This is a genomic window from Pseudomonas frigoris (assembly GCF_047758635.1).
Taxonomy (GTDB): domain Bacteria; phylum Pseudomonadota; class Gammaproteobacteria; order Pseudomonadales; family Pseudomonadaceae; genus Aquipseudomonas; species Aquipseudomonas frigoris.
In genome coordinates this window covers 110,595-134,756 of the sequence record NZ_CP180479.1, presented here as the reverse complement: position 1 = coordinate 134,756, position 24,162 = coordinate 110,595, and the positions used below count along the sequence as shown (strand labels likewise).

20 protein-coding genes are annotated in these 24,162 nt (G+C 59.7%); 7 read left to right on the top strand and 13 right to left on the bottom strand.

Translation table 11 applies throughout. The features are described from left to right. The first annotated feature begins 83 nt into the window (after positions 1–83). A complete protein-coding gene (gene hexR, locus ACMXYH_RS00625) occupies positions 84–950 on the top strand; it encodes a transcriptional regulator HexR (protein ID WP_415765989.1) in 867 nt (288 codons plus the stop codon). Positions 951–1,158: 208 nt separating this feature from the next. Further along, complete coding sequence (locus tag ACMXYH_RS00620; protein WP_046044971.1) at positions 1,159–1,368, top strand: PA3496 family putative envelope integrity protein; 210 nt, start codon at positions 1,159–1,161, stop codon at positions 1,366–1,368. Here ACMXYH_RS00620 and ACMXYH_RS00615 read toward each other — a convergent pair. Then, positions 1,310–2,272: a LysR family transcriptional regulator gene (locus ACMXYH_RS00615; RefSeq protein ID WP_046053911.1), complete on the bottom strand. Its 963-nt coding sequence runs from the start codon at positions 2,270–2,272 to the stop codon at positions 1,310–1,312. The two genes, ACMXYH_RS00620 and ACMXYH_RS00615, sit on opposite strands and share 59 nt — an antisense overlap. A gap of 190 nt (positions 2,273–2,462) precedes the next feature. On the opposite strand from ACMXYH_RS00615, the gene ACMXYH_RS00610 reads away from it, so the two are divergent. After that, entirely contained in the window at positions 2,463–3,878 is a 1,416-nt protein-coding gene (locus tag ACMXYH_RS00610) for an acetyl-CoA carboxylase biotin carboxylase subunit (protein WP_008156643.1), read from the top strand. A gap of 11 nt (positions 3,879–3,889) precedes the next feature. Beyond that, positions 3,890–5,698: a sodium-extruding oxaloacetate decarboxylase subunit alpha gene (oadA, locus tag ACMXYH_RS00605; RefSeq protein ID WP_129439863.1), complete on the top strand. Its 1,809-nt coding sequence runs from the start codon at positions 3,890–3,892 to the stop codon at positions 5,696–5,698. 148 nt (positions 5,699–5,846) lie between these two features. On the opposite strand, the gene ACMXYH_RS00600 is transcribed toward oadA, so the two are convergent. The 3 genes from ACMXYH_RS00600 to ACMXYH_RS00590 form a co-directional block, all read right to left on the bottom strand. Further along, positions 5,847–8,198 (bottom strand): autotransporter outer membrane beta-barrel domain-containing protein, encoded by a 2,352-nt coding sequence (locus ACMXYH_RS00600; protein WP_415765987.1) that lies wholly within the window; start codon positions 8,196–8,198, stop codon positions 5,847–5,849. Between the two features lie 222 nt (positions 8,199–8,420). Continuing rightward, positions 8,421–9,257, bottom strand: coding sequence for an amino acid ABC transporter permease (locus ACMXYH_RS00595; RefSeq protein WP_129439864.1), 837 nt, complete (start codon positions 9,255–9,257; stop codon positions 8,421–8,423). Continuing rightward, complete coding sequence (locus ACMXYH_RS00590) at positions 9,254–10,075, bottom strand: ABC transporter substrate-binding protein (protein ID WP_415765985.1); 822 nt, start codon at positions 10,073–10,075, stop codon at positions 9,254–9,256. Before ACMXYH_RS00590 ends, ACMXYH_RS00595 begins: the two co-directional genes overlap by 4 nt. Positions 10,076–10,187: 112 nt before the next feature. Here ACMXYH_RS00590 and ACMXYH_RS00585 point away from each other — a divergent pair, with 112 nt between their 5' ends. Beyond that, positions 10,188–11,087, top strand: coding sequence for a homocysteine S-methyltransferase family protein (locus ACMXYH_RS00585; RefSeq protein ID WP_415765984.1), 900 nt, complete (start codon positions 10,188–10,190; stop codon positions 11,085–11,087). Between the two features lie 121 nt (positions 11,088–11,208). On the opposite strand, the gene ACMXYH_RS00580 is transcribed toward ACMXYH_RS00585, so the two are convergent. From ACMXYH_RS00580 to ACMXYH_RS00570, 3 genes are read right to left on the bottom strand one after another with little or no spacing between them, the layout of a single operon-like run. Beyond that, a complete protein-coding gene (locus ACMXYH_RS00580; RefSeq protein ID WP_415765983.1) occupies positions 11,209–11,880 on the bottom strand; it encodes a GNAT family N-acetyltransferase in 672 nt (223 codons plus the stop codon). Between the two features lie 17 nt (positions 11,881–11,897). Then, the gene (locus tag ACMXYH_RS00575; protein ID WP_134421010.1) at positions 11,898–12,344 is read right to left on the bottom strand and encodes a GNAT family N-acetyltransferase; all 447 of its coding nucleotides are present in this window, start codon (positions 12,342–12,344) and stop codon (positions 11,898–11,900) included. A gap of 9 nt (positions 12,345–12,353) precedes the next feature. Next, complete coding sequence (locus ACMXYH_RS00570) at positions 12,354–12,977, bottom strand: FMN-binding negative transcriptional regulator (RefSeq protein WP_415765982.1); 624 nt, start codon at positions 12,975–12,977, stop codon at positions 12,354–12,356. Positions 12,978–13,067: 90 nt separating this feature from the next. On the opposite strand from ACMXYH_RS00570, the gene ACMXYH_RS00565 reads away from it, so the two are divergent. Then, a complete protein-coding gene (locus ACMXYH_RS00565) occupies positions 13,068–14,618 on the top strand; it encodes a PLP-dependent aminotransferase family protein (RefSeq protein WP_415765981.1) in 1,551 nt (516 codons plus the stop codon). A 15-nt stretch (positions 14,619–14,633) separates the two neighbouring features. Here the strand turns inward: ACMXYH_RS00565 and ACMXYH_RS00560 are convergent, their stop codons facing one another. The 6 genes from ACMXYH_RS00560 to aspA all read right to left on the bottom strand — a co-directional run bounded on the left by ACMXYH_RS00560 (position 14,634) and on the right by aspA (position 22,795). Beyond that, entirely contained in the window at positions 14,634–15,749 is a 1,116-nt protein-coding gene (locus ACMXYH_RS00560) for a polyamine ABC transporter substrate-binding protein (RefSeq protein ID WP_415765980.1), read from the bottom strand. Positions 15,750–15,761: 12 nt separating this feature from the next. Continuing rightward, the gene (locus tag ACMXYH_RS00555; protein ID WP_282479445.1) at positions 15,762–16,793 is read right to left on the bottom strand and encodes a histone deacetylase family protein; all 1,032 of its coding nucleotides are present in this window, start codon (positions 16,791–16,793) and stop codon (positions 15,762–15,764) included. A 327-nt stretch (positions 16,794–17,120) separates the two neighbouring features. Then, the gene (locus ACMXYH_RS00550; RefSeq protein ID WP_129439879.1) at positions 17,121–18,113 is read right to left on the bottom strand and encodes an AraC family transcriptional regulator; all 993 of its coding nucleotides are present in this window, start codon (positions 18,111–18,113) and stop codon (positions 17,121–17,123) included. Between the two features lie 163 nt (positions 18,114–18,276). After that, entirely contained in the window at positions 18,277–19,281 is a 1,005-nt protein-coding gene (locus ACMXYH_RS00545; protein WP_415765978.1) for an asparaginase, read from the bottom strand. Positions 19,282–19,416: 135 nt separating this feature from the next. Continuing rightward, the gene (locus ACMXYH_RS00540) at positions 19,417–20,868 is read right to left on the bottom strand and encodes an alanine/glycine:cation symporter family protein (RefSeq protein WP_415765977.1); all 1,452 of its coding nucleotides are present in this window, start codon (positions 20,866–20,868) and stop codon (positions 19,417–19,419) included. Positions 20,869–21,370: 502 nt separating this feature from the next. Further along, a complete protein-coding gene (gene aspA / locus ACMXYH_RS00535; RefSeq protein WP_415765976.1) occupies positions 21,371–22,795 on the bottom strand; it encodes an aspartate ammonia-lyase in 1,425 nt (474 codons plus the stop codon). Positions 22,796–22,975: 180 nt separating this feature from the next. Between aspA and ACMXYH_RS00530 the strand changes: the two genes are divergently transcribed. Beyond that, positions 22,976–23,893 (top strand): LysR substrate-binding domain-containing protein, encoded by a 918-nt coding sequence (locus ACMXYH_RS00530; RefSeq protein WP_415765975.1) that lies wholly within the window; start codon positions 22,976–22,978, stop codon positions 23,891–23,893. Positions 23,894–24,162: the final 269 nt, after the last annotated feature.

Genomic DNA, 24,162 nt, shown 5'->3' with positions numbered 1-24,162 from the left:
AGCAGGCAAAAAGCCGATTCATGTAGTATAACTACAAGCGTGCTACATCCCCGGCACCTGCCAATAACAAAGAGTCCAGCCCTTTGAATCTGCTGCAACACATCGCCCAGTCACGCCACCTCTTACGCAAGTCGGAGCTCAAGGTCGCCGACCACGTGCTGCTTGATCCTGCGGCGGTGATGCACAGCTCCATGGCCGACCTGGCCCACAACGTAGGCATCAGCGAACCGACCATCGTGCGGTTCTGTCGCGCCATCGGTTGCTCCGGTTTCCAGGACTTGAAGCTGAAGCTGGCACAGAGCCTGGCTGCCGGCGCGAGCTTCGGGCAGTTTGCGATTCATGAAGACGACTCGGTCGCTGACTACAGCCTGAAAATCTTCGACACCACCCTGCACACGCTGATGGAGGTTCGCGAGAAGCTTGATCCGGTGGAGTTGCAGCGTGCTGTGTCGCTCATGTCGGAGGCCCAGCGGGTCGAGTTCTATGGCTTTGGCGCTTCGGGTGCAGTGGCGGCCGATGCCCAGCACAAGTTCTTCCGTTTGTTGCTGACGGCGGCGGCGTATTCCGACCCGCACATGCAGGCGATGTCCGCGGTCACGCTGAAACCGACCGACGTGGCGATCTGTATTTCCCAGTCCGGGCGTTCCAAGGACCTGTTGATCACCGCCAATCTGGTGCGCGAAAGCGGCGCTTCGCTGATTACCTTGTGCCCGAGCCAGACGCCGTTGGCGGAACTGTCGACCGTCAACCTGGCGATCGATGTGCACGAAGACACTGAGATCTATACGCCGCTGACCTCGCGCATCGCCCACCTGGTGGTGATCGACGTGTTGGCGATGGGCGTGGCCATGGCGCGCGGGCCGAGCCTGGTCAATCACCTCAAGAGCGTCAAGCGCAGCCTGCGCAGCTTGCGGCTGTCGCCTAAATCGGTAAAAGCGCTGGACGATTAAAGTCAAAAGATCGTCCGAACGCGGCCCGAACCTTCGGCAACTCCTACATGGGAATGTGTACATCTGTAGGAGCTGCCGACGGCTGCGATCTTTGCTTTTTGGGTTCACATCACTCGGCAAGGTTCATCTCCCTGTAACCCGTCCGCCGCCAAACCGTCATCCCTCGCGCCTATCTTGAAACTCCCGTAATCGCCTTGGGAGACTCGAAATGGCCCAGCCCTACGAAGAACGCAACAGCGCCGCCAGAACCCGTCGTCAGCAGGAAGACCAGCGCCGCATGGAATTTCGCCGCGCTATCGAAGATCGCTGCGAACGTCGCCAACTGCTGGCCGAGATCGGTGATTTCCCTGAGCTGGAGCTCAACTACTGGCAGGCGGCACCGGCAACTTCGCGTCGAAACGCTCAACCAGCGCGCTGATCTGCACTCGCTCGCTGCGAATAAACGCAAGGAACGCGTGCGCCACCGGTGACAGCCGTTTCGCCTTGGCTTGCACCAGGCACCAGCTGCGGTACAACGGCAGCTCCTCGACCGGCAGCTCTATGAGTGCGCCGGTCGCCAACTCAAGGTTCAGGGCGTGGCGAGTCAATAGCGCCAGGCCCAGACCCGCCCGTACGCATTCACGCTGGGCTTCGGCCGACGCCACTTCCTGGGTTTGCGTGAAGTGCACGCGCTTCTCCTTGAAATACTCCTCGCAAGCCAGTCGCGTGCCGGAGCCCGGCTCACGCAACAGCAGCGTATAAGGCTCCAGATCCTGCAAGCGCAGTGGTCCCATATGGGACAGCGGATGATCCGGCGGCGCCACGGCCACAATTGGATTGTTGAGAAACGGCAGAAACTCCAACCCCATGTCTTGCGGCACCATCGACATGATCACCAAATCATCGCGGTTGTCCGACAGGCGTCGAATCACTTGTCCGCGGTTAACCACCGTCAGGTGCAGGTTTACTTCAGGATGCTGGCGCTTGAACGCGGCAAACAGGTGCGGCACGAAATACTTGGCGCTGGATTCCACCGCCAGTTTCAGCTGCCCTTGTAGTGAGCCCTGCATGTCAGAAAGCTGCATGTCGAGGTTTTCCAGGCGCCCGAAAATGTCGCGGCTGGCGCGTTGAAGAGCTTCGGCGGCCTCGGTCATGTAGAGCTTTTTGCCGACGTAATCGAACAAAGGCTGACCAATCAGCTCTTCAAGTTGACGAATCTGTAGGCTCACGGCAGGTTGTGTGAGAGACATTTCATCGGCTGCGCGGCTGTAGGACCGCAAATCACAGACCTCATTGAAGATCTGTAATTGACGCAATGTCATACGCATCAGGGACTTACGCATTTTATGGGCGCTCTCACCGCAGGCTGATGCGTCAACTATAAGTCTTTACTTATGGCTGACCCAATAATTAATCATTTTTGTTAATCCCTTGTGGGGGCTAGTGTGGGGCTGCGACTGAATTGAAACATTTGGTCACGCGTCGACCTGGTCTAACAGGTCGTGGGTACCACCGGCTCAAGGGAACCTCCAAGTGATAAAAAAGATCCTGATCGCCAACCGTGGTGAGATTGCCGTACGAATCGTACGTGCCTGCGCCGAGATGGGCATTCGCTCGGTCGCGATCTATTCCGACGCCGACCGCCATGCGCTGCATGTGAAGCGTGCGGACGAGGCCCACAGCATCGGTGCCGAGCCGCTGGCCGGTTACCTGAATGCGCGCAAGCTGGTGAATCTGGCGGTAGAAACCGGTTGCGATGCGCTGCACCCCGGCTACGGTTTCCTCTCGGAAAATGCTGAACTGGCAGATATCTGCGCAGAGCGCGGCATCAAGTTCATAGGTCCATCGGCTGAAGTGATTCGCCGCATGGGCGACAAGACCGAAGCCCGTCGCAGCATGATCAAGGCTGGCGTACCCGTCACCCCGGGGACCGAAGGCAACGTCGCGGATATTGCGGAAGCCTTGATCGAAGGCGACCGCATCGGTTATCCGGTGATGCTCAAGGCGACTTCCGGTGGTGGTGGCCGTGGTATCCGTCGCTGCGACAGCCGGGAAGAACTTGAACAAGCATTCCCTCGTGTCATTTCCGAAGCCACCAAGGCCTTTGGTTCGGCGGAAGTGTTCCTCGAAAAATGCATCGTCAACCCGAAACACATCGAAGCGCAGATCCTCGGCGACAGTTTTGGCAATGTGGTGCACCTGTTCGAGCGTGACTGCTCGATCCAGCGTCGCAACCAGAAGCTCATCGAGATCGCCCCAAGCCCGCAACTGACCCCGGAACAGCGCGCCTACATCGGCGATCTGTCGGTGCGCGCAGCCAAAGCCGTGGGTTACGAGAACGCCGGCACCGTGGAGTTCCTGCTCGCCGAGGGCGAGGTGTACTTCATGGAGATGAACACCCGGGTGCAGGTGGAACACACCATCACCGAAGAAATCACCGGCATCGACATCGTTCGCGAGCAGATTCGCATCGCCTCCGGTCTGCCGCTTTCGGTGAAACAGGAAGACATCCAGCACCGCGGTTTCGCGCTGCAATTCCGGATCAACGCCGAAGACCCGAAAAACAATTTCCTGCCGAGCTTTGGCAAGATCACCCGTTATTACGCGCCCGGCGGCCCCGGCGTGCGTACCGACACGGCGATCTACACCGGTTACACCATTCCGCCGTTCTACGACTCCATGTGCCTGAAACTGGTGGTCTGGGCGCTGACCTGGGAAGAGGCGATGGACCGTGGCTTGCGCGCCCTCGACGACATGCGTCTGCAAGGGGTCAAGACCACCGCCGCGTACTACCAGGAAATCCTGCGTAACCCGGAATTCCGTAGCGGCCAGTTCAACACCAGCTTCGTTGAAAGCCACCCTGAACTGACCAACTACTCGATCAAGCGCAAACCCGAAGAGCTGGCCCTGGCCATCGCCGCCGCCATCGCCGCCCACGCAGGCCTGTGAGGAATATTCCAATGACTAAGAAAATCCACGTTACCGACACAATCCTGCGCGACGCCCACCAATCGCTGCTCGCGACTCGCATGCGCACCGAAGACATGCTGCCGATCTGCGACAAGCTCGACAAAGTCGGCTACTGGTCGCTGGAATGCTGGGGCGGCGCGACCTTCGACGCCTGCGTACGTTTCCTCAAAGAAGACCCGTGGGAGCGCCTGCGCCAACTGCGCGCGGCGCTGCCTAACACTCGCCTGCAAATGCTTCTGCGTGGTCAGAACCTGCTGGGCTACCGCCACTACAGCGACGATGTGGTCAAAGCCTTCGTCGCCAAGGCCGCGGTCAACGGCATCGACGTGTTCCGCATCTTCGACGCGATGAACGACGTGCGTAACCTGCGAGTCGCCATCGAAGCGGTGAAAGCTGCTGGCAAACACGCTCAAGGCACCATCGCTTACACCACCAGCCCGGTGCACACCATCGAGGCGTTCGTGGCGCAAGCCAAGCAGATGGAAGCCATGGGTTGCGACTCGGTGGCGATCAAGGACATGGCCGGCCTGCTGACGCCGTACGCCACTGGCGAGTTGGTCAAAGCGTTGAAATCCGAGCAATCGCTGCCCGTGTTCATTCACTCGCACGATACCGCTGGCATGGCAACGATGTGCCAACTGAAGGCCATCGAGAACGGCGCCGATCACATCGACACCGCGATCTCCAGCTTTGCCTCCGGCACCAGCCATCCGGGCACCGAATCGATGGTCGCCGCCCTTAAAGGCAGCGAGTTCGACACCGGCCTGAACCTGGAACTGCTGCAAGAGATTGGCTTGTACTTCTACGCCGTGCGCAAGAAGTACCACCAGTTCGAAAGCGAGTTCACCGCCGTCGATACCCGCGTTCAAGTCAACCAGGTCCCGGGCGGGATGATTTCCAACCTGGCCAACCAGTTGAAAGAGCAGGGCGCTCTGAACCGCATGGCCGAAGTGCTGGCCGAAATCCCGCGCGTTCGTGAAGACCTCGGCTTCCCTCCGCTGGTGACCCCGACCTCGCAGATCGTTGGCACCCAGGCGTTCTTCAACGTGCTGGCCGGAGAGCGCTACAAGACCATCACCAACGAAGTGAAGCTTTACCTGCAAGGCGGCTATGGCAAAGCGCCGGGCACCGTGAACGAAAAACTGCGTCGCCAGGCCATTGGCAGCGAAGAAGTGATCGACGTGCGTCCGGCCGACCTGCTCAAGCCGGAGATGACCAAACTGCGTGCCGAAATCGGCACCGTGGCCAAGTCTGAAGAAGACGTGCTGACCTACGCCATGTTCCCGGACATCGGTCGCAAGTTCCTCGAAGAACGTGCTGCCGGCACCCTGACTCCAGAAGTGCTGCTACCGATTCCTGAAGCCGGCGGCGTGACCTCGGCTGGTGGCGAAGGCGTGCCGACCGAGTTCGTCATCGACGTTCACGGCGAAACCTACCGCGTCGACATCACCGGTGTCGGCGTCAAGGCCGAAGGCAAGCGTCACTTCTACCTGTCTATCGACGGCATGCCGGAAGAAGTGGTGTTCGAGCCGCTCAACGAATTCGTCAGCGGCGGCAGCAGCAAGCGCAAGCAAGCCACTGCACCGGGCCACGTCAGCACCACCATGCCGGGCAACATCGTCGACGTGCTGGTCAAGGAAGGCGATACCGTGAAAGCCGGCCAGGCCGTGCTGATCACCGAAGCGATGAAGATGGAAACCGAAGTCCAGGCGGCCATCGCCGGCAAAGTCACCGCCATCCACGTGGTCAAGGGCGACCGGGTGAACCCGGGCGAAATCCTGATCGAGATCGAAGGCTGAGTTAACAGCCTCGATATACCGCTTTAAACCTCGGGGGGGCATGTGCTCCCCTTTTTTTTTCGCCCGGAATTCAGGGTGAAACGCTTCCCTGAAAACGCCTCCGCTCCCACAGGTATCGAGTCGAGTCAGTGAGATTGGCGTGGGTTCATCAGAACGCCATTCGCCACTGACCCGTCACGCCGTGGTTTCGGCTGTCGGTGCCGATCTCGCCAGTGAGACCGACGCCCAGGGTGTGTTTTGCTGACAATCCAAGGTCCAGCCCTGCATCGACCAGCAGACTGTCACGATCCAGCGGCGCACCGGAAACGGTGAAGTTTTTTCCGCCCGTCACCAATCGTTGGCGGGTATCGCTGTAGACGTCCCCGTAAGTGTGTTTCCAGCCGGCACTGAACCGTGGCGTCAGTTGCATGCCGTTATCCAGAGTGTTGAGCTTCGCCAGCCGCAGGCCGAATGTGCTGTTCATGTTGGTCTGGGTTTGACCGTGTACCTTCAGCGCCGCTGCGCCGCCTTTTTCCGTGTAAGTGTCGCGCTGATAGCGCTGGTAGCCCAGGCTGGCAAACGGTTCGATGCTGACGTTCGCCTGGCCCAGGTTGTAACCCAATTCCGCAAAGGCCTGCTGGGTGTTGGCATCGTAACGGCCTTCGGGGCGGTCGCTGAAACCTTTGAAGGCAACCCGGCGTTTAGTGCTGCCGTCGTGGCTGCTATAGGTCGCGCCCAGGCGCAGTGACATTGGTCCGTTTTGACGTAGGGCATAAGCTCCCAAATGCCAGCTGTCGAGATCGCCGTCGAGTCCGCGGCTGTCCAGGCGCGTTTCGGATTTGCCGCTCATCACCCCGATGCGCCATTCCTCATCGATGCCCCAATCAGCTCCCAGTACCAGGCCGTGGGTTGTGTGTTTCAGAGCGTCGTAGTCGCGATCCAGCGTCCCACTGTGACCCAGCGCTTGCATCCAGACTCGGCCATTGTCTTCGCTGCCGGTGGCCAGGCGTGGTGCATTGCGCCTGGTGGAATTGCTGTAACTACTGGCGCTGTCCAGCTGACGCATGGCCGAGAGCATGGTTGCGCTGATTGGGCTGTCACTGTTGAGGGTCGCTTTCGCAAGGTTGGCGTTGTTGCCGCCAGCCAGCTGTTCGATGGCAACAGATGCCGTTTGTTTGTCAGCGCTGAGCAGGGCTGCGACAGCAGCGTTTGTGGGGCTGGATGCCTTTGGCACTGTGGCGACGGAGTTGGTAGCTGGGGGTGGAGTTGAGGCAGTGACGGGCTGGTCGGTGGTGGTTGGAGTTACGGCAGTGACGGGCTGGTCGGTGGTGGGTGAAGTTGCGGCTGTGACGGGCTGGTCGGTGGTAGGCGGCGTTGCGGCTGTCGATGGTTTTTCAGCGGTAGTTGTCGGTGTGGAGACCGGAACGGATGTGTCGGTACTTGCAGGTGGATTCGGGGCTTCAGCGACGGAGGGGGCCTGAGGTATGTCCTTTGGCTCTTCAATGCTTTGGGCGACTCCCTTCCCGTTATCCGTGGTTGCGACACTCTCGATCGCCACATCGTTACGGACGAAGATCAGGTTGACTCTCTTTTCTTCGTAGTCGAGCGTGGGCGTTAAAAAGGCAAGGTTATTGATGACTTTCCCAAATTCCCCTTCGACTTTACTGGCAGCAAGGATGTTGTTTTCGCTGATTAGCGGGTAGTCACCCGGTGCTGCAACGATGTTCAGTGTGGCGCCGCCGAGGCTGGCGGTGCCACCGACTAATATCGTTTCACCTTTGCGGTCGGCATTGACCTCGTAGGTTAGCTCGGCAGTTTTTGAGAGGTCCAAGTCACCTTTAACTTTCGGTGCGCCGTGCAAACCGTCGACAGAAAGCTTTCCGTTTACCTTCAGGGAACCCGTTAAACCGTTGCCCGCCAAAGCGCCTTTTTCATGGATAACGACATTGCCTTCGATAGTTCCTGGGTTGTTCAGGAAACCTCCTGATTGCACGGTCGCGTCGCCGCCAATCGTTCCGTTGTTGACAAGCGCTCCTTGGGTCAACGCCCCACCCTGGATATGCCCATTATTTATTAGCGTTGCTTTTGGACGAATCCAGACACCGGTATTGAAATCACCAGAACCCTTCATGGTCCAAGTGCTTCGTTTGATCTCCAGGCCTTCAAAACGACGACTCTCACCTAACGTGCCACCGCTCGCGGTATCGAGTTGCAGGACGTTGACACCGTCACCACCGTCAATCGATCCGGTAAGGGCTCCGCGGCTAGACACAATGACCAGATCATCTCCATCGCCGAATGTCCGATCAATACCATCCGTTGCTTTGCTGATGGTGGTCTTGTTGGTGGCGGGATCATTGATAAATGCGTCCAGCGCCGCTATGAGCTGCTCCGGTGTTGCATCTGAAGGAATGGTGGCATCGATGGATACTTGCTGGGCAAGCGAAATTTCAGTGCAACCCAACGCAAGCGCAATGGCCAGCGCCAGGTGTTTTGGTCGGTATTTGTGTTGAACGGGCATCGAGTACGGCCTCTTTTGACAGGAGGCCGAACTCTAAGAGAGAGGCTATAGGTGCCGATGTCAGCTGCTTCCGGTGGGCTTGCGGGGGTTGTCAGAAGGTTGTGTAGAAAATTGCCAGCCTCCTGAGGAAGGTTGTTTTTACCCGTTCGGACAGACGCTTTTTCTTACAACAAATCGAGACATGGTCGGCTATCGCAAACTCGGAAACTCATCTGCCTTTCGCTAACTACGGCTCAAATACGCCTTCCCATAATGCCGCTCCATCCGCGCCTGAATCAGCTCCAGCCCGATCGACATCACCCAATAAATCACCGCCGCCGTCGTGAGCATTTCGATGTAGCGATAGCTCGAGCGCCCATACGATTGCGCCAGAAACATCACCTCCCAAACCCCCATCACCGAGATCAGCGACGAGTCTTTGAGCATCGAGATAAATTGGTTGGTGGTCGGCGGGATGATGGTGCGCATGGCCTGGGGCAGGGTGACGCGCCAGAAGATCACGGTTTCGCGCATGCCCAGGGCCAGGGATGCTTCGCGTTGGCCGTGGGGGACGCCGAGGATGCCGGCGCGGAAGATTTCGCTGAGGTAAGCGCCGTAGTTGAGCGACAGGGCGATGATGCCGGCGGCGATTGCGCCCGGGACGATGCCGAGTTGTGGCAGGCCGAGGTAGATCAGCAGGATCTGGATCAGTAGCGGTGTGCCACGAAAGAACGAGGCATAGAAGCTCGCAATGCCGAAGGCCACGGCGCTTTTCGACAGTCGTGCCAGGGCAGTGATGAAGCCCAGCAGCGAGGAGGTCACGATCGAACACAGGCACAAGAACAACGTCAGCACCGCGCCCTGCAAGAAGCCGTTGGGCGCCAGGTGCAGGCCGATCAGGTTCGGCAGTTTGTCGAGGATGATCGAGAACTTCAGGTCGAAGCTCAGGAAGAAGCTGGCGAACAACCCGAGCATCGCTGCCCAGGTCAGGTACAGCCGCGTGCGGAAACCGAAGATCCGTTGCAGCCGCGACTCAGCCACCGGTTGCGGCGGCTGGGGAGGTTTTGGGAAAGAAGTCATTTGCTGATGTCGGCGCCGATCCATTTTTGCGAAAGCTTGCTCAGGGTGCCGTCCTGTTTCAGCTGAGCGAAGACGTCACGCACTTTGGCGTCCCACTGGGCGTCGCCTTTTTCAATGGCCACCGAGTTTGGCTCCGAGTACAGCGGCTCGCCGGCGAGCTTGAAGCGTTTGTCTTCGGTCAGGCGCGGTTGGGCGGTGACAAGGTTGGTGAGGATCGCATCCAGTCGAACGCCAGCGCCCAGGCCGAGGTCCTGGAAGGCGACATTGTCGGTGTCATACGGCGCGATCTGCACATCTTCGAACGGGTACTGCAATTGAGTGTCTTCGGCGCCTTCGATCACCAGGTTCTTGTTCAGGTAGCTTTCGTAGCTGGAGGCGCTGGTGAGGCCGACTTTTTTGCCGCTCAGGTCTTTGGCGTTGTGGATGCTGTCGTCCTTGGCGTTGACCACGATCACCGCTGGCGAGGCGTAGTACTCGACCGGGAAGTCGAAGACCTCGGCACGGGCCTTGCTCGGGGTCATGGAGCAGATGCAGATGTCATAGCGCCCACTCCAGCGGCCGGCCGCGATCACGTCCCAGGACGGGGTTTCGAGGCGCAGTTTGACGCCCAGTTTGTCTGCCACGGCCCTGGCCACGTCGACGTCGAAGCCATCGAGCTGGTTCTGATCATTGAGGAACGAGAAGGGTGGGTAGCTTTCCATCAACACGCCCACCAATTCTTTCTTTTTTTCGACGCGATCCAGCGTGGCGCCGCCAAAGGCTTGGGTGGAGGCAGCCAGAATCGTCAGGCCCAGGGCCAGTAGCGGTTGGAATTTCACAGTCGATCCCTGATAAAAAAGAGGTTGTTATTAACCGGATGGTGCGTATTAAATAGTTATAAGAGCGACTCTGATAGTGAGTTGTTTTCATAAGCTTATGAGTGAAAAGCATATGGGCGCAGCAAGCACAGTAATTCTGGATGGCGGCATGGGTCGTGAGTTGCAGCGTCGAGGCGCGCCGTTCAGACAGCCCGAGTGGTCGGCGCTGGCCTTGAGCGAAGCGCCGCAAGCGGTAGAGGCGGTGCACTCGGCTTATATCGAAAGCGGTGCCAACGTGATTACCTGCAACAGTTACGCGGTGGTGCCGTTTCACATTGGCGAAGAACGTTTTGCCGCAGAAGGGCAGGCGCTCGCGGCGTTGGCCGGTGAGCTGGCTCGGCGCGCTGTAGAGGCTTCGGGCAAAGCGGTGCGTGTGGCCGGCTCATTGCCGCCGCTGTTTGGGTCCTATCGTCCGTACCTTTTCGATGCTGCTCGGGCGACTGAATTGTTGGCGCCGCTGGTGAAGGGTCTGGCACCTCATGTCGATCTATGGCTGGCGGAAACCCAGAGTTCGATCGTTGAAGCGCGAGCGATCCATGCCGGTCTGCCAACAGACGGCAAGCCGTTCTGGCTGTCGTTTACCCTGAAGGATGAGGACACGGACGAAGTGCCGCGCTTGCGTTCGGGTGAGTCGGTGGCTGAAGCCGCAGCCGTGGCGGCTGAGCTGGGCGTCGAGACGTTGCTGTTCAACTGCAGCCAGCCGGAAGTGATCGGTGCTGCGATTGATGCCGCGCGGGAAACCTTTGAGCGTTTGGGGGTGAAGATTCACATCGGCGCGTACGCCAATGCCTTCCCGCCGCAACCGAAAGAGGCCACGGCCAACGACGGTCTGGACCCGTTGCGTGACGATCTCGATCCGCCGGGTTACTTGCAGTGGGCGGCGGATTGGAAAGAACGCGGCGCCAGTCATTTGGGAGGTTGCTGCGGGATCGGGCCGGAGCACATTGCGGTGCTTGCCCAGAAATTAGCGTGAAGCCAATCGCGAGCAAGCTCGCTCCCACAGGGATTTTCGGTGAACGCAATATTGGGGATCGCCGCAGATCAATTGTGGGAGCGAGCTTGCTCGCGAAGGCGTCCGTCCAGGCGCCGATGTTTTACCTGCGGCACTCGGCCAGGGTTTTCACCTGCCCCGAATCCGTCTGGTTCTCATCGGACAGCCAGCGCTCAAACCCCGCCCCAATCGCCGGCCATTCCGAATCCAGAATCGAATACCACGCCGTATCCCGGTTCTGCCCCTTCACCACCATGTGCTGGCGAAAAACCCCTTCAAAACTGAACCCCAGACGCTCGGCCGCGTATTTGGAGCGGGCGTTTCCGTTGTTGCACTTCCACTCCAGGCGTCGGTAACCCAAGGCAAACGACTCTTTGGCGAGCAGATAAACCGCCTCTGTACTTTTCGGCGAGCGCTGCATCGGCGCGCCAAACGTGACATGGCCGATCTCGATCCGGCCTTGTGAAGGAACAATCGACATCAAACTGAGGATGCCTTGCACATCGCCGCTGGCACGGTCGATCACGCTGAAGAAATACGGGTCGCTATTGGCCGCATGGTTGTTCAGCCAATCGTAGAACGCGCTGCGCTCCGGGAAAGGACCGTATGGCAAATAGTCCCAGAGTTTTGGGTCGGCACCCGGTCCTTGCAGAGCCTCCCACAAACCGTCGGCGTGACGCGCCGGGTCGAGTTTTTCCAGGCGGATGAAACGCCCTTCGATGGTTTGAACCGACGGTGCCGGAACGCCTTTCCAGTCGGCGAGTGAAATCGACATGCTGCTCTCCTTGAACCTTAAATGGCTTTGCGAAACTGGATGAAACCGGGGCGTTCGGCAATGCGCTCATAGAGCTGAATCGCAGTGGCATTGGTTTCGTGGGTCAGCCAGTGGACCTTGCAGCAACCGTCCTCTTTGGCTGTCGCGTAAACGAATTCGATCAACTGTCGGCCGACGCCAGTGCCGCGGGTTTCAGGCGTTACCAACAGGTCTTGCAGGTAGCAGGAGTTTTCGATGCTCCAGTTCGAACGATGGTAGATGAAGTGCACCATGCCCACCGCTTTGTCATCGGCCCAGGCCAGCGCGGCATGGGTCGGTTCGCTCGGGTCGAGCATGCGCTGCCACGTGCTTTGGGTGACGGCCTCAGGCAATTCGGTGTTGTAGAAACGCAGGTACGCTTGCCACAACGGCAACCAGGCGGCGTGGTCGTCGGTGGTGACCTGGCGGATGTCGATCTGACTCATGTTCATTCCTTAACGCATCAAGTGGGCGAGGGCCTGGTCGTGCACATCAGGGCTGGCGGCAAGCCCCTCGCGCACACCGGTAATGTCTGCAGCGTTGCGGTTCTGGCTGAGCTTGCGCTTGCCTTCCAGGCGCTGGATCGGCAGGGCAAAACCGACGATGGCCTTGAGCATCCCGTCAATGTAGTCGGCGGGGGCATCGGCGACTTTCCATGGACTGGCACGACCCGCTTCATGACGATCAGTCAGCGCGCTGACCAGAGTGCGCAGGCGATCGGCGTCGGTGAATAATTCGGCCGTGCCGTAGGCATGCACGGCGACGTAGTTCCAGGTCGGCACGACTTTGCCGTGCTCGGCTTTGCTCGGGTAAAACCCCGGGCTGACATAAGCGTCGGCACCGGCAAAAATCACCAGGGCTTCGGCGCCGTTCTGCAATTCCCGCCATTGCGGATTGGCCTTGGCGAAGTGTCCATAAAGGGTGCCATTCGGGCCTTGGTCTGAACTCAACAGCAGCGGCAAATGGCTGGCTTGCAGACCTTGCTCCCCGTGTGTGACCAACACAGCGAGGCGGGTGCCGAGTATCTGCTGGTGCAGTTCATGCAAATCATCTATGGCAAAGCTGCTTGGCGTGTACATGGAGATTTTCCTTGGCGAATGCCGGCATCCTAGGCAGGCTATTGGTCTGTTGTAAGAGCCATTAGCGACCAATTTCATAGGTCCATTGCCATGACCAGCGAGCCACTGTCCTTGTCATTCAACCCGGCGGGTATCGAACTCGATCGCCGTCAGGGTTTGAGTCGTCAACTCTATCAAGCCTTGCGAGTGCGAGTGCTCGACGGTCGGCTGGCCAGCGGTACGCGATTACCGGCCAGTCGCGATCTGGCGGCGGCGTTGTCAATTTCCCGAAACAGCGTGGTCCGGGCCTACGATCAGCTCTACGCCGAGGGCTTTATTGAAGGGCGTGTAGGTGACGGGACGTATGTCGCGCAATTGCCTCAATCAGTGCTGCCGGTGAAAAAACTATCCACAAAAGTATCCACAGGGTTGTCAACAGGGTTACCCACAGTCTTATCCACAAATTGGCTGGATTTACCTGTGGTTTCATCCAGCAAAGTTATCCACAGCGGTGCGCTGGGACGCGTGGAAAAGAACCATTTGGCCTTGCCACCGAGTGGTCCGCCTCGTGCGTTTCGGGTCGGTGTACCGGCGTTCGATCTGTTTCCTTTCGAGGTTTGGGCCAAGCTGAATGCGGCTTTCTGGCGTAAACCGGATCTCCAGCAACTGTGTTACGGCGATCCAGCAGGCGACGCGCGCTTGCGCGGCCTGATTGCCGCGTATTTGCGCAGCTCGCGGGGGATGCAGTGCACGGCTGAGCAAATAGTGATCACCAGTGGCGCACAGCAGGGGATTAGCCTTTGTGCACAGCTGCTGGTAGAGCCCGGCGATGGCGTGGCGATCGAGAATCCGGGGTATCGGGCGGCGGGTCATGCGTTCGCCGTAGCCGGTGCGCGATTGCACGGGGTGGCGGTGGACAGCGAGGGCATCGACTGCAGCGAATTGAATGGGCTCAACGATTGTCGACTGGCCTATGTCACGCCGTCGCATCAGTACCCGACCGGGGTGGTGATGAGTCTGGCGCGGCGGCTGGAGTTGTTGGCCTGGGCCGAGCGAACCGAGGGGTGGATCGTCGAAGACGATTACGACGGCGAATATCGTTACAGCGGCGCGCCACTGGCACCGCTGGCTGCGCTTGATCGTCACGGGCGGGTGCTCTACGTCGGCACTTTCGGCAAAGTGGCTTTTCCGGCATTGCGCCTGGGCTATCTGGTGCTGCCACCGGCATTGGTAGACGCTTTCGCCCAGCGTCGAGCGGTCGATGTTCGGCATTCCGAGGTGAGCACCCAGGCCGTCATGGCCGAGTTCATGGCGGCCGGGCATTTCCAGCGGCATATCCGCCGCATGCGCCGCGCCGCGTTGAGTCGTCGCAATACGCTTCTGGCCAACTGGCCCTCGGACATTCCCGGGGTTGGCAGCCTGCCGAGTGTGGCGGCTGGGCTGCACCTGACTGTGGCGGTCGACACTCAGGCCCGCGAACGGGAACTGATTGAAGCCGCCGCCAGCGTTGATGTCGAGATCAATGGCCTGAGCAGTTACTGGCTACCGGATTCGAGAAAAACTGTGGATCAACGCGCCGGGCTGGTGCTGGGCTTTGCGGCGGTGCCCGAGGCGGCGATCAGCGCAGCGCTCGGGCGGTTGCAAAAGGCCTGGCGTCCCTGAGGTCAAGGACAGGTTTCAGGTCCCGGACTTGATCTTGGTCCAGGCTCGGGTCCGCGCTCGTTCGGCATCACGGGGCAGCGGTTGCAGGGTGTAGAGCGTACTCATCGCTGTTTCGGTCGGGTACAGATTCGGGTTGTTGCGGATCGCCGGGTCGACCATTTCGGTGGCGTCCTTGTTCGGGTTCGGGTAGCCGACGAAGTCGCTGACCGGTGCAATCACCTGCGGCTGCAACAAGTAGTTGATGAAGGTGTAGGCGTCTTCCGGGTTCTTCGCGCCTTTGGGGATCGAGAGCATGTCGAACCAGATCGGCGCGCCTTCTTTCGGCAGGCGCATGTCGACGATCACGCCGTTCTTGGCTTCCTTGGCGCGGTTCGCTGCCTGGGAGAAGCTGCCGGAGTAACCGACTGCGACACAGATGTCACCGTTGGCGATGTCGGCCATGTACTTCGAAGAATGGAAGTAGGTGACATACGGACGGATCTTCATCAACAGCGCTTCAGCCTTTTCGTAGTCCGCAGGCTTCTTGCTGTTGGGGTCCAGGCCCAGGTGTTGCAGGGCCAGTGGCAGGATCTCCGATGGCGAGTCGAGCAGGGCTACGCCGCACTGCTTGAGCTTGCTGATGTTCTCTTCCTTGAAGATCAGGTCCCAGCTGTCCACCGGTGCGTTGGCGCCCAGCGCAGCCTTGATTTTGTCCGGGTTGAAGCCGATCAGGATGGTGCCGTACATGTACGGCACGGCAAATTTGTTACCCGGATCGTTGGCTTCGATCAGCTTCATCAGCTTGGGATCGAGGTGGTTCCAGTTCGGCAGTTTGCTGCGGTCCAGTGGCTGGAAAACGCCGGCCTCGATCTGTTTGGCAAGGAATACGTTGGACGGCACGACCACGTCATAACCGGAGTTGCCGGTCAGCAGCTTGGCCTCCAGTGCTTCGTTGGTGTCGAAGATGTCGTAGACCAGTTTGGTCTGGGTGTTCTGGGCCTTGAAGTCTTCCAGGGCTTTGGGGGTGATGTAGTCGAACCAGTTGTAGACGCGCAACGTTCGCTCTTCAGCGTGAGCGGCACCACTGAGTACTGTGGCGCACAGCACTGTGGGGAAGAGTGCTGGCGCGATAAAACGCTTGAGACTGATCATTGTTCTAATTCCTCATTGGGCGCTTTCAAAACCTTCGAGAACGTTCACGGCATTGATGCCGATTTCTTCTACCGCGTAGCCGCCTTCCATCACGAACAGCGTCGGCTTGCCGAGGCCGGCGATGCGTGCGCCCATGGCCAGGTAATCCGGGCTGTCGAGCTTGAATTGGGAGATCGGATCGTCCTTGAACGTATCGACGCCCAGGGATACGACGACGATATCGGCGCCGTACTTTTCGATCTCTTTGCAGGCTTGTTCCAGCGCGGCGCTCCAACTGTCCCAACCGCTCCCGGCTGGCAAAGGGTAGTTGAAGTTGAAACCTTCGCCGGCCCCTTCACCCAGCTCATCTTCATAGCCGAGGAAGAACGGGAACTCCGCTTCCGGATGACCATGGATCGAAGTGAACAGCACGTCGCTGCGCTCATAGAAAATCGATTGAGTGCCGTTGCCGTGGTGGTAATCGACGTCGAGGATCGCGACTTTTTTGTGGCCCTGGTCAAGGAAGGCTTGAGCGGCGATGGCGGCGTTATTGAGGTAGCAATAACCGCCCATCAAATCGCTGGCGGCGTGGTGTCCCGGTGGCCGGCATAAGGCGAAGGCACTGCGGGCGCCGCGTTGAATGACGGCTTGAGCGGTCAATGCGACTTGCGCCGCACTGTATGCCGCTTGCCAGGTGCCGGCAGTAATCGGTGCGCCGCCGTCGAAGCTGTAATAGCCGAGTTGGCCGTGCAGGCTGGTGGGCATGATCCGGCGCAGGGTGCGGGCTGGCCAGGTGTAGGGCAGCAAGTCGCCGTCGGTGCCGAATTCGGTCCAGCGCGTCCAGGCACCTTTGAAGAAGTCGAGGTAGTCGCGGCTGTGGACGCGCGCGATCGGGTCGAGGCCGAAATCCTGGGGCGCCTCCACAGGGCCGAGGTCGCGGTACTGCACGCGCTGCAGAACATGGTCGGCCCGCGAGGGCATTTCGAAGCAGGGCATCAGTTGCCCGTCCATCAATTCACAACGACCGTGGTGCAGGTGGTGATCGTCCGAGTAGATCGTCAGCATTTTCTTGTTCTCCGCAGGCTGATTCGGTTGAACACAGTCTTGCGGCGCGCGGCGTTTGAGAGAACGGCAGGAAAGGCCAAAAGGGGATCGATATGGCCAAAAGAATTGACCGGAATTCGCCCCCTTGTGGCGCGGCGGTGCTCCAGCTCAGGGCGCTAGCTTGTCCGTTATGTTGTTGGTGATTTTGAGGGCGTCATCGTCGGAGCGCCGTCCGGAGCAAGCTCGCTCCCACATTTGATCTTCAGCGAACACTGATTTTGTGTCCGACGCAGAACCAATGTGGGAGCGAGCTTGCTCGCGATAGCAATATTTAAGACAACACATCATTCAAGGTCGGAACTGGCTGGGCGCCACGCCGCTCCAGCGCACAAAGGCATGGCGGAAACTCGCGGTCTCGCTGAACCCCAGCGCTTCTGCAATCCGATAGATCGGCAGTTCGTCCTCGCAGAGCATGCGTTTGGCCTGCTCGAACCGCAGTTCATCGAGCAACTCTTGATAGCTGCACCCCAGCTCCTTGAGATGTCGGCGCAAGGTGCGCGCCGAGCAGTTCAGCTGTTCGGCCAAACCTTCGAGGCCGGGCGCCGCATTCAACTGCGCACTGAGTAGCTGGCGGATTCGTCCCAGCCACACTTGGCGACCCGTGAACTCGGTGTTCTGTTTGCGGCAGCGTTCTGCCATGGCCTGATGGGTGATGGCGTCGGCCAGAGGCAGGGGGTGCTCCAGCCAGGCTTTGTCGAAGGCAAAGGCGTTGGACGCAGCGTCGAACTGCAAGGGGCAATCGAAACGTTCGGTGTAGCGTGCCTGATAGTCCGGTGCCGGGTAATCGAAGCGGGCGCCAAGCAGCGGCAACGGTTGGCCGAGCAGGTCTTCGCAAGTGACCTTCATCGAAACCAGGCAAAACTCGACATTGAATGGCGCCAGCGCTGGGTTTTCCCGATAGTCGCCAGCGGTGAGCCAGATGCGCTCGTTATCCTCTTCCAGGCTCAACTCGAACAGTGTTCCCAATAGCGCCGGATAGTGCAGTGCCAGCCGCAAGGCGTCACCTAAAGTGGCGCTGGTGAGTAAGGCGTACCCGAGCATGCCGTAGGACGAAACGTGCATCCTCCGGCCCAGTTCCAGGCCGATGTCACGCTTGAGCGCGACGGCGTTGGCGCAGACCTGCATCTCCTGATTGGTGGTGATGCGTGTGTCCGCCCGGCTCAGATCCGCCGTGGTGATGCCGCTGCCGGCCAGCAGCGCTTCGCTGGACAAGCCCTCGGCCTTGAAGGTGTTGAGCACCAGGGAGACAGCGTTGAGGGTGGTGAGGTGGGAGTGGAGCATGGGGGGTTCCAGCCTTGGGATGGCTGGAGGACAGCAAGTTGTATGCCGAGTGATGAACCTGTGGGAGCGGGCTTGCTCGCGAATGCGGTGTAGCAGTCACATAGATGTTGGATGTGCCGCCGCCTTCGCGAGCAAGCCCGCTCCCACAAGGTTTTGGGGTGTGTCAGCTCAGTTCGCCGCAGAGGTCGAGTTCTACAAGGCGCCGCACTTCAGCGGTGTCGAGCCCGGCACCCAGCAAGCCATGCAACTTGCCAAACGCCGCTTCACGGGTCATGCCACCACCGGACAACACGCCGACACCACGCAGACGACTGCCGGCCTCGTAAACATCCAGCTCGACGCCACCTTCATGGCACTGCGTAACCGCCACCACCACAACACCCTTGTCCCGCGCCCGTTCCAGGCTAGCGAGAAACTCCGGGTTGTCACTCGGTCCGGTGCCGCTGCCGTAGCACTCCAGCACCAGGCCCTGAATGCCGCTGTCGAGCAGGCCGTCCAGTATCTCGGCGCCGATGCCGGGGAACAGTGGTAGCACAGCGACTTTCGCCAATTGCTTGGGCTGGTTGTAGGTCAGCGATGCCGGTATTGAAGAAGCCTTCTCACCGCCACCCTGACGCTCAAGACGCTTGAACGGATGGCGACCGAAACTGCGGACCTTCGCGCAACGGGTCGGGTCCAGCAGTTCGCCGTGGAAGTACAGATGAACGCCCGGCGCAAGGCCGTGACCCAAAGCAACCAGCGCGCCACTGAGGTTTTCCCAGGCATCACTGTCGGTCACGCCGGCCGGCAGCATGGAGCCGGTGAACACCACACGGGCATGCAGGCCGAGCAATTGAAAACTCATGGCCGCCGCGCTGTAGGCGAGGGTATCGGTGCCATGCAGGATCAGCACGCTGTCGCAGCCCTGGACATCGACGGCGTCGACCACCGCTTCACGCAGTTGCTGCCAGTAATCAGGAGTCATGTTGGCGCTGTCGATCAGCGGCGACATCTCGCGAAAGCGCCACTGCGGTACGACAAGGTCAGGCTGGCTGTGCAGATACTCGCGCATCCGGGCTTCGAAACCGGACGCCGGGGCCAGGCCATGAGCGCTGGCTTGCATACCGATGGTGCCACCGGTGTAGAGCACCATGACGTGCTGGGCGGCAGGGTAGGTCGAAGGGTTCATGGAATTCTCCGAAACGATGAGTTCCTGTGGGAGCGAGCTTGCTCGCGATGGGGCCATAACATTCAACATCTGTTGACTGTGAAGACGCTATCGCGAGCAAGCCCGCTCCCACATGGGATTTCGCACTTTAACCGATCAGCGTTGCGCTGCGGGTACGCCTTGCAGCTCAGCTTCAGCCTTGGTGGCGGCAGCTGGCGGGTTGGCTGGCCAGGCTTTCAGGTCCAGGTCCAGATCCGGGAATTTGCTCGAATCGAACACGGGTGTCTTGATGCCGGCCGCGCGCTGGTCATCGTAGTCACGCAGGATGCGCATGCCGACTTTGAACAGCAGGAATAGCGCGATCAGGTTCACAAACGCCAGCAGGGTCATGGTGATGTCAGCGAAGGCGAACACCGTGCCGAGGTTTTCGATAGCGCCCCAGAAGATCAACACCAATACCAGCGCGCGGTAACCGATCAGCGCCTTGCGGTTTTCACCGATCAGGAAACGCAGGTTGCTCTCGCCCAGGTAGTAGTTGTAGAGGATCGAGGTGAACACGAACAACGACAGAGCCACGGAGATGAAACTCCGGCCCCAGTCACCGACCACGGCAGCGAGCGAGTTCTGGGTCAGGGCAATGCCGTCGCCTTCGAAGCCTGGGGTGTAGAAGCCTGAGAGCAGGATCAGCAACGCGGTGCAGGTGCAGATCACGAAGGTGTCGAGGAACACGCTGAACGCCTGAACCACACCTTGTGCCACCGGGTGCTCGACCGACGCGACCGCAGCCACGTTTGGCGCACTGCCCAGGCCCGCTTCGTTGGCGAACACGCCACGCTTCACGCCCATGACGATGGCGGTGCCGATCAGGCCACCGAAGGCTTGATCCAGACCGAAGGCGCTTTTGACGATGGTCATCAGCATCGTCGGTACGTGATCGAACTGCAGCACGATCACGTAGATGGTCACGCCGATGTACACCAGGGTTTTCACCGGCACCAACAGGTCAGCGACCTTGGCGATGCGCTTGATACCACCGATGAACACCAGACCCAGCAACACCGCCAGGGCCAGGCCCGTGTAAGTGGGGTCGAGGTCGAAAGCGTTTTTCAGCGAGTGGGTCACGGCGTGGGATTGCAGACCGTTGAAGGCGAAGCCGAAGGTGATCAGTAGCAGGAACGCCATGATCATGCCCAGCCAGCGTTTCTGCAGGCCGTGCTGGATGTAATAGGACGGGCCGCCACGGTACGTGCCGTCGGAGTCGCAGCGCTTGTAGAGCTGGCCGAGGGAGCATTCGAAGAAGCTGCTGGACATGCCGACCAGCGCGGTCACCCACATCCAGAACACCGCACCCGGACCACCCAGGGTCACGGCGATACCGACACCGGCGATGTTGCCCGCACCGACACGACCGGCGAGGCTGAGCATCAGGGCCTGGAACGAGCTGAGTTGACCGGCGCTGCTTTTCAGGCTGTCGCGGAACACCGCGAACATATGGAAGAAGTGGCGCAGTTGAACGAAACGCGAGCGGATCGTGAAGTAGCTACCGAGCCCGACAATGAGCACGATCAGTACTTTCCCGGAGAGGAAGTCGTTAATGACTTCGAGCATGGATTATTCCTCGCTGTTTTTGTTTAGGCAAATGCTGGGCGGGCCGAAACATCGCGTTACACCAGATTGCGCGCGGCAAAACAGGCAAGGCGAAGGTTCGTCCCGATTTCATATTGCGGGTTTGTTATTAGTTCGGGTTTCGCATGGGTTTGGGCCTCGTTACCGACGACCGCTCACGCGAAGAGGGGCGGCACTATACCTAGGAGAGTGCCGTCCGTCTTCACGGATGTGGTGCAAGCATCGAAACGAGGTGCTGCCAAGATCAAAAGATCGCAGCCTTCGGCAGCTCCTACAGGGTGTACGTCAAATCCTGTAGGAGCTGCCGAAGGCTGCGATCTTTGCGGTGTCAGACATATTCGCTATCCGCAAAAGAGTTAAAAAAAAGGGCTTGGGGAATAAATCCCCAAGCCCTCAAAAGGTGAGAGGTGTCTAGTCCCTCGACCTGGTGAGCGTGGCGCTTGGTGCTCTTCGTTAAAAGAGCAAGCGCCGGCGTTGCGTTCGGTTAAGCCTTCAGAGGCACCAGACGCGGAGCAATCATGTTTTCCGGGCGCAGGATGTCGGCGAGCATTTCGTCGTCGAGCAAGCCTTCTTCGCGCACCAGTTCCAGCACGCCGCGGCCGCTTTCTAGGGCGATACGGGCGATGCGGGTGGCGTTTTCATAGCCGATGTACGGGTTCAGCGCGGTGACCAGACCGATCGAGTGCTCGACCAGCTCACGGCAACGCTCTTCGTTGGCGGTGATGCCGACGATGCAGTGCTCGCGCAGCATGTCCATGGCGCGTTGCAGCAGGCGGATCGAGTCGAAGATCTTGAACGCGATCAGCGGCTCCATCACGTTCAATTGCAACTGGCCGCCTTCGGCAGCAATGGTCAGGGCCAGGTCGTTGCCGATGATCTGGAACGCCACCTGGTTGACCGCTTCCGGGATAACCGGGTTGACCTTGCCGGGCATGATCGAGCTGCCTGGCTGACGCGCTGGCAGGTTGATTTCGTTGATGCCGGTGCGTGGGCCGCTGGACAGCAGGCGCAGGTCGTTGCAGATTTTCGACAGCTTGACCGCGGTGCGCTTGAGCATGCCGGAGAACAGCACGAAGGCACCCATGTCGGAGGTGGCTTCGATCAGGTCGGCGGCTGGAACCAGCGGTTGACCGCTGATCAGCGCCAGACGCTGAACGGCCAGGAGTTGGTAGCGCGGGTCGGCGTTGATGCCGGTGCCAATCGCGGTGCCACCCAGGTTCACTTCGGTCAGCAGCTCGGGTGCCAGCGTTTTCAGGCGCGCCAGGTCTTCGCTCAACGTGGTGGCGAATGCGCGGAATTCCTGGCCGAGGGTCATCGGCACGGCGTCTTGCAGTTGGGTACGGCCCATCTTCAATACGTGGTTGAACTCGACACCTTTGGCGGCAAACGCCTGGATCAGGCTGTCGAGGCTGGCCAACAACGCATCGTGACCCAGCAGCAGACCCAGACGGATCGCGGTCGGGTAGGCGTCGTTGGTCGACTGCGCCATGTTCACGTCGTTGTTCGGGTGCAGGTATTGGTATTCGCCCTTCTGGTGACCCATGGCCTCCAGCGCGATGTTGGCGATGACTTCGTTGGCATTCATGTTGGTTGAAGTGCCAGCGCCGCCTTGAATCATGTCCACCACGAACTCTTCGTGGAAATCGCCGCGGATCAAACGTGCGCAGGCTTCGCTGATGGCAGCGTGCTTGGCTTCGCTCAGGTGACCCAGCTCGCGGTTGGCGTCAGCGGCGGCCTGTTTGACCATTGCCAGGCCGACAACCAGCTTCGGGTAATGCGAAATCGGAACGCCGGAGAGACGGAAGTTGTTCACCGCTCGCAGGGTCTGGATGCCGTAATACGCTTGAGCGGGTACTTCGAGTACGCCAAGCAGGTCTTTTTCTGTGCGGAAAGATGCAGCGGAGGACATGATAGAAATCATCTCGATAAGGACCCGGTCTGTGCCGGAACACTGCAAATGCTAGGCTTGTGGAGAATTTTGGGCCAATGCTGATAAACACTAGCCTATGCGCATTCGGCATAATGCCCGTGTGACGCCGTGTCTGCGGCGAGCGTGTGACCTAAATTGGTGCGTGTCCGGGAGGGCGTGATGAACCTTGAAAGTAAATGGCTTGAGGACTTTAGTGCTCTGGCCGCCACCCGCAGCTTCTCCCAGGCTGCCGAACGACGCTTCGTGACTCAGCCGGCGTTCAGTCGACGGATCCGCAGCCTTGAAGCCGCGCTGGGGCTGACCCTGGTCAATCGCTCGCGCACGCCGATCGAGCTGACGGCGGCGGGGCAGTTGTTTCTGGTCACCGCGCGGACGGTGGTCGAGCAGCTCGGTGAGGTGTTGCGTCACCTTCATCACCTGGAAGGCGGGCAGGGCGAGGTGATGCAGGTCGCCGCCGCTCACTCCCTGGCGCTGGGTTTCTTCCCGCGCTGGATCGCGCAGTTGCGTAATGAAGGCCTGAACATCGCGACGCGTCTGGTGGCAACCAACGTCGGTGATGCCGTGCATGCCCTGCGCGAAGGCGGTTGCGATCTGATGTTGGCGTTCTACGACCCGGATGCCGCGATGCAGATGGACCCGGAAATCTTCCCGTCGCTGCACCTTGGCGACACCGAAATGCTCCCGGTCTGCGCGGCGGACGCCGAGGGCAAACCGCTGTTCGATCTGGAAGGCGAAGGCAGTGTGCCGCTGCTCGCTTACAGCGCCGGCGCATTTCTCGGGCGTTCGGTGAACATGCTGCTGCGCCAGCGTGCATTACGCTTCAGCACTATTTACGAAACCGCCATGGCCGACAGTCTTAAAAGCATGGCGCTGGAAGGACTGGGCATTGCCTGGGTTCCACGGCTCAGCGTGCGCGCCGAACTGGCTCGTGGTGAACTGGTGGTTTGCGGCGGCCCGCAATGGCATGTGCCGCTGGAGATTCGCTTGTACCGCTGCGCGCTGGTGCGCAAGGCGAATGTGCGGTTGTTGTGGCGCAAGCTGGAAGGTGGCGCGGCCCAAGGAACAACCGGTTCCTGAGACCACTGAAAATCAAATGTGGGAGCGGGCTTGCTCGCGAATGCGGTGTGTCAGACAACATTGATATCGACTGACCCATCGCTTTCGCGAGCAAGCCCGCTCCCACAGGGGATTGGTGTTGTATTTGACTGACTCTTAAGTCAATAAAACCGGCACTTTGCGCCGAATGACAGATGGTCGTATCGGGGGCTGTTTATCTGCTTCATTGAGGTATACTGCGCGGCCTTCGGCCGGTTCGTCCGGCCATAATTCGTACAATCAAGCCACGC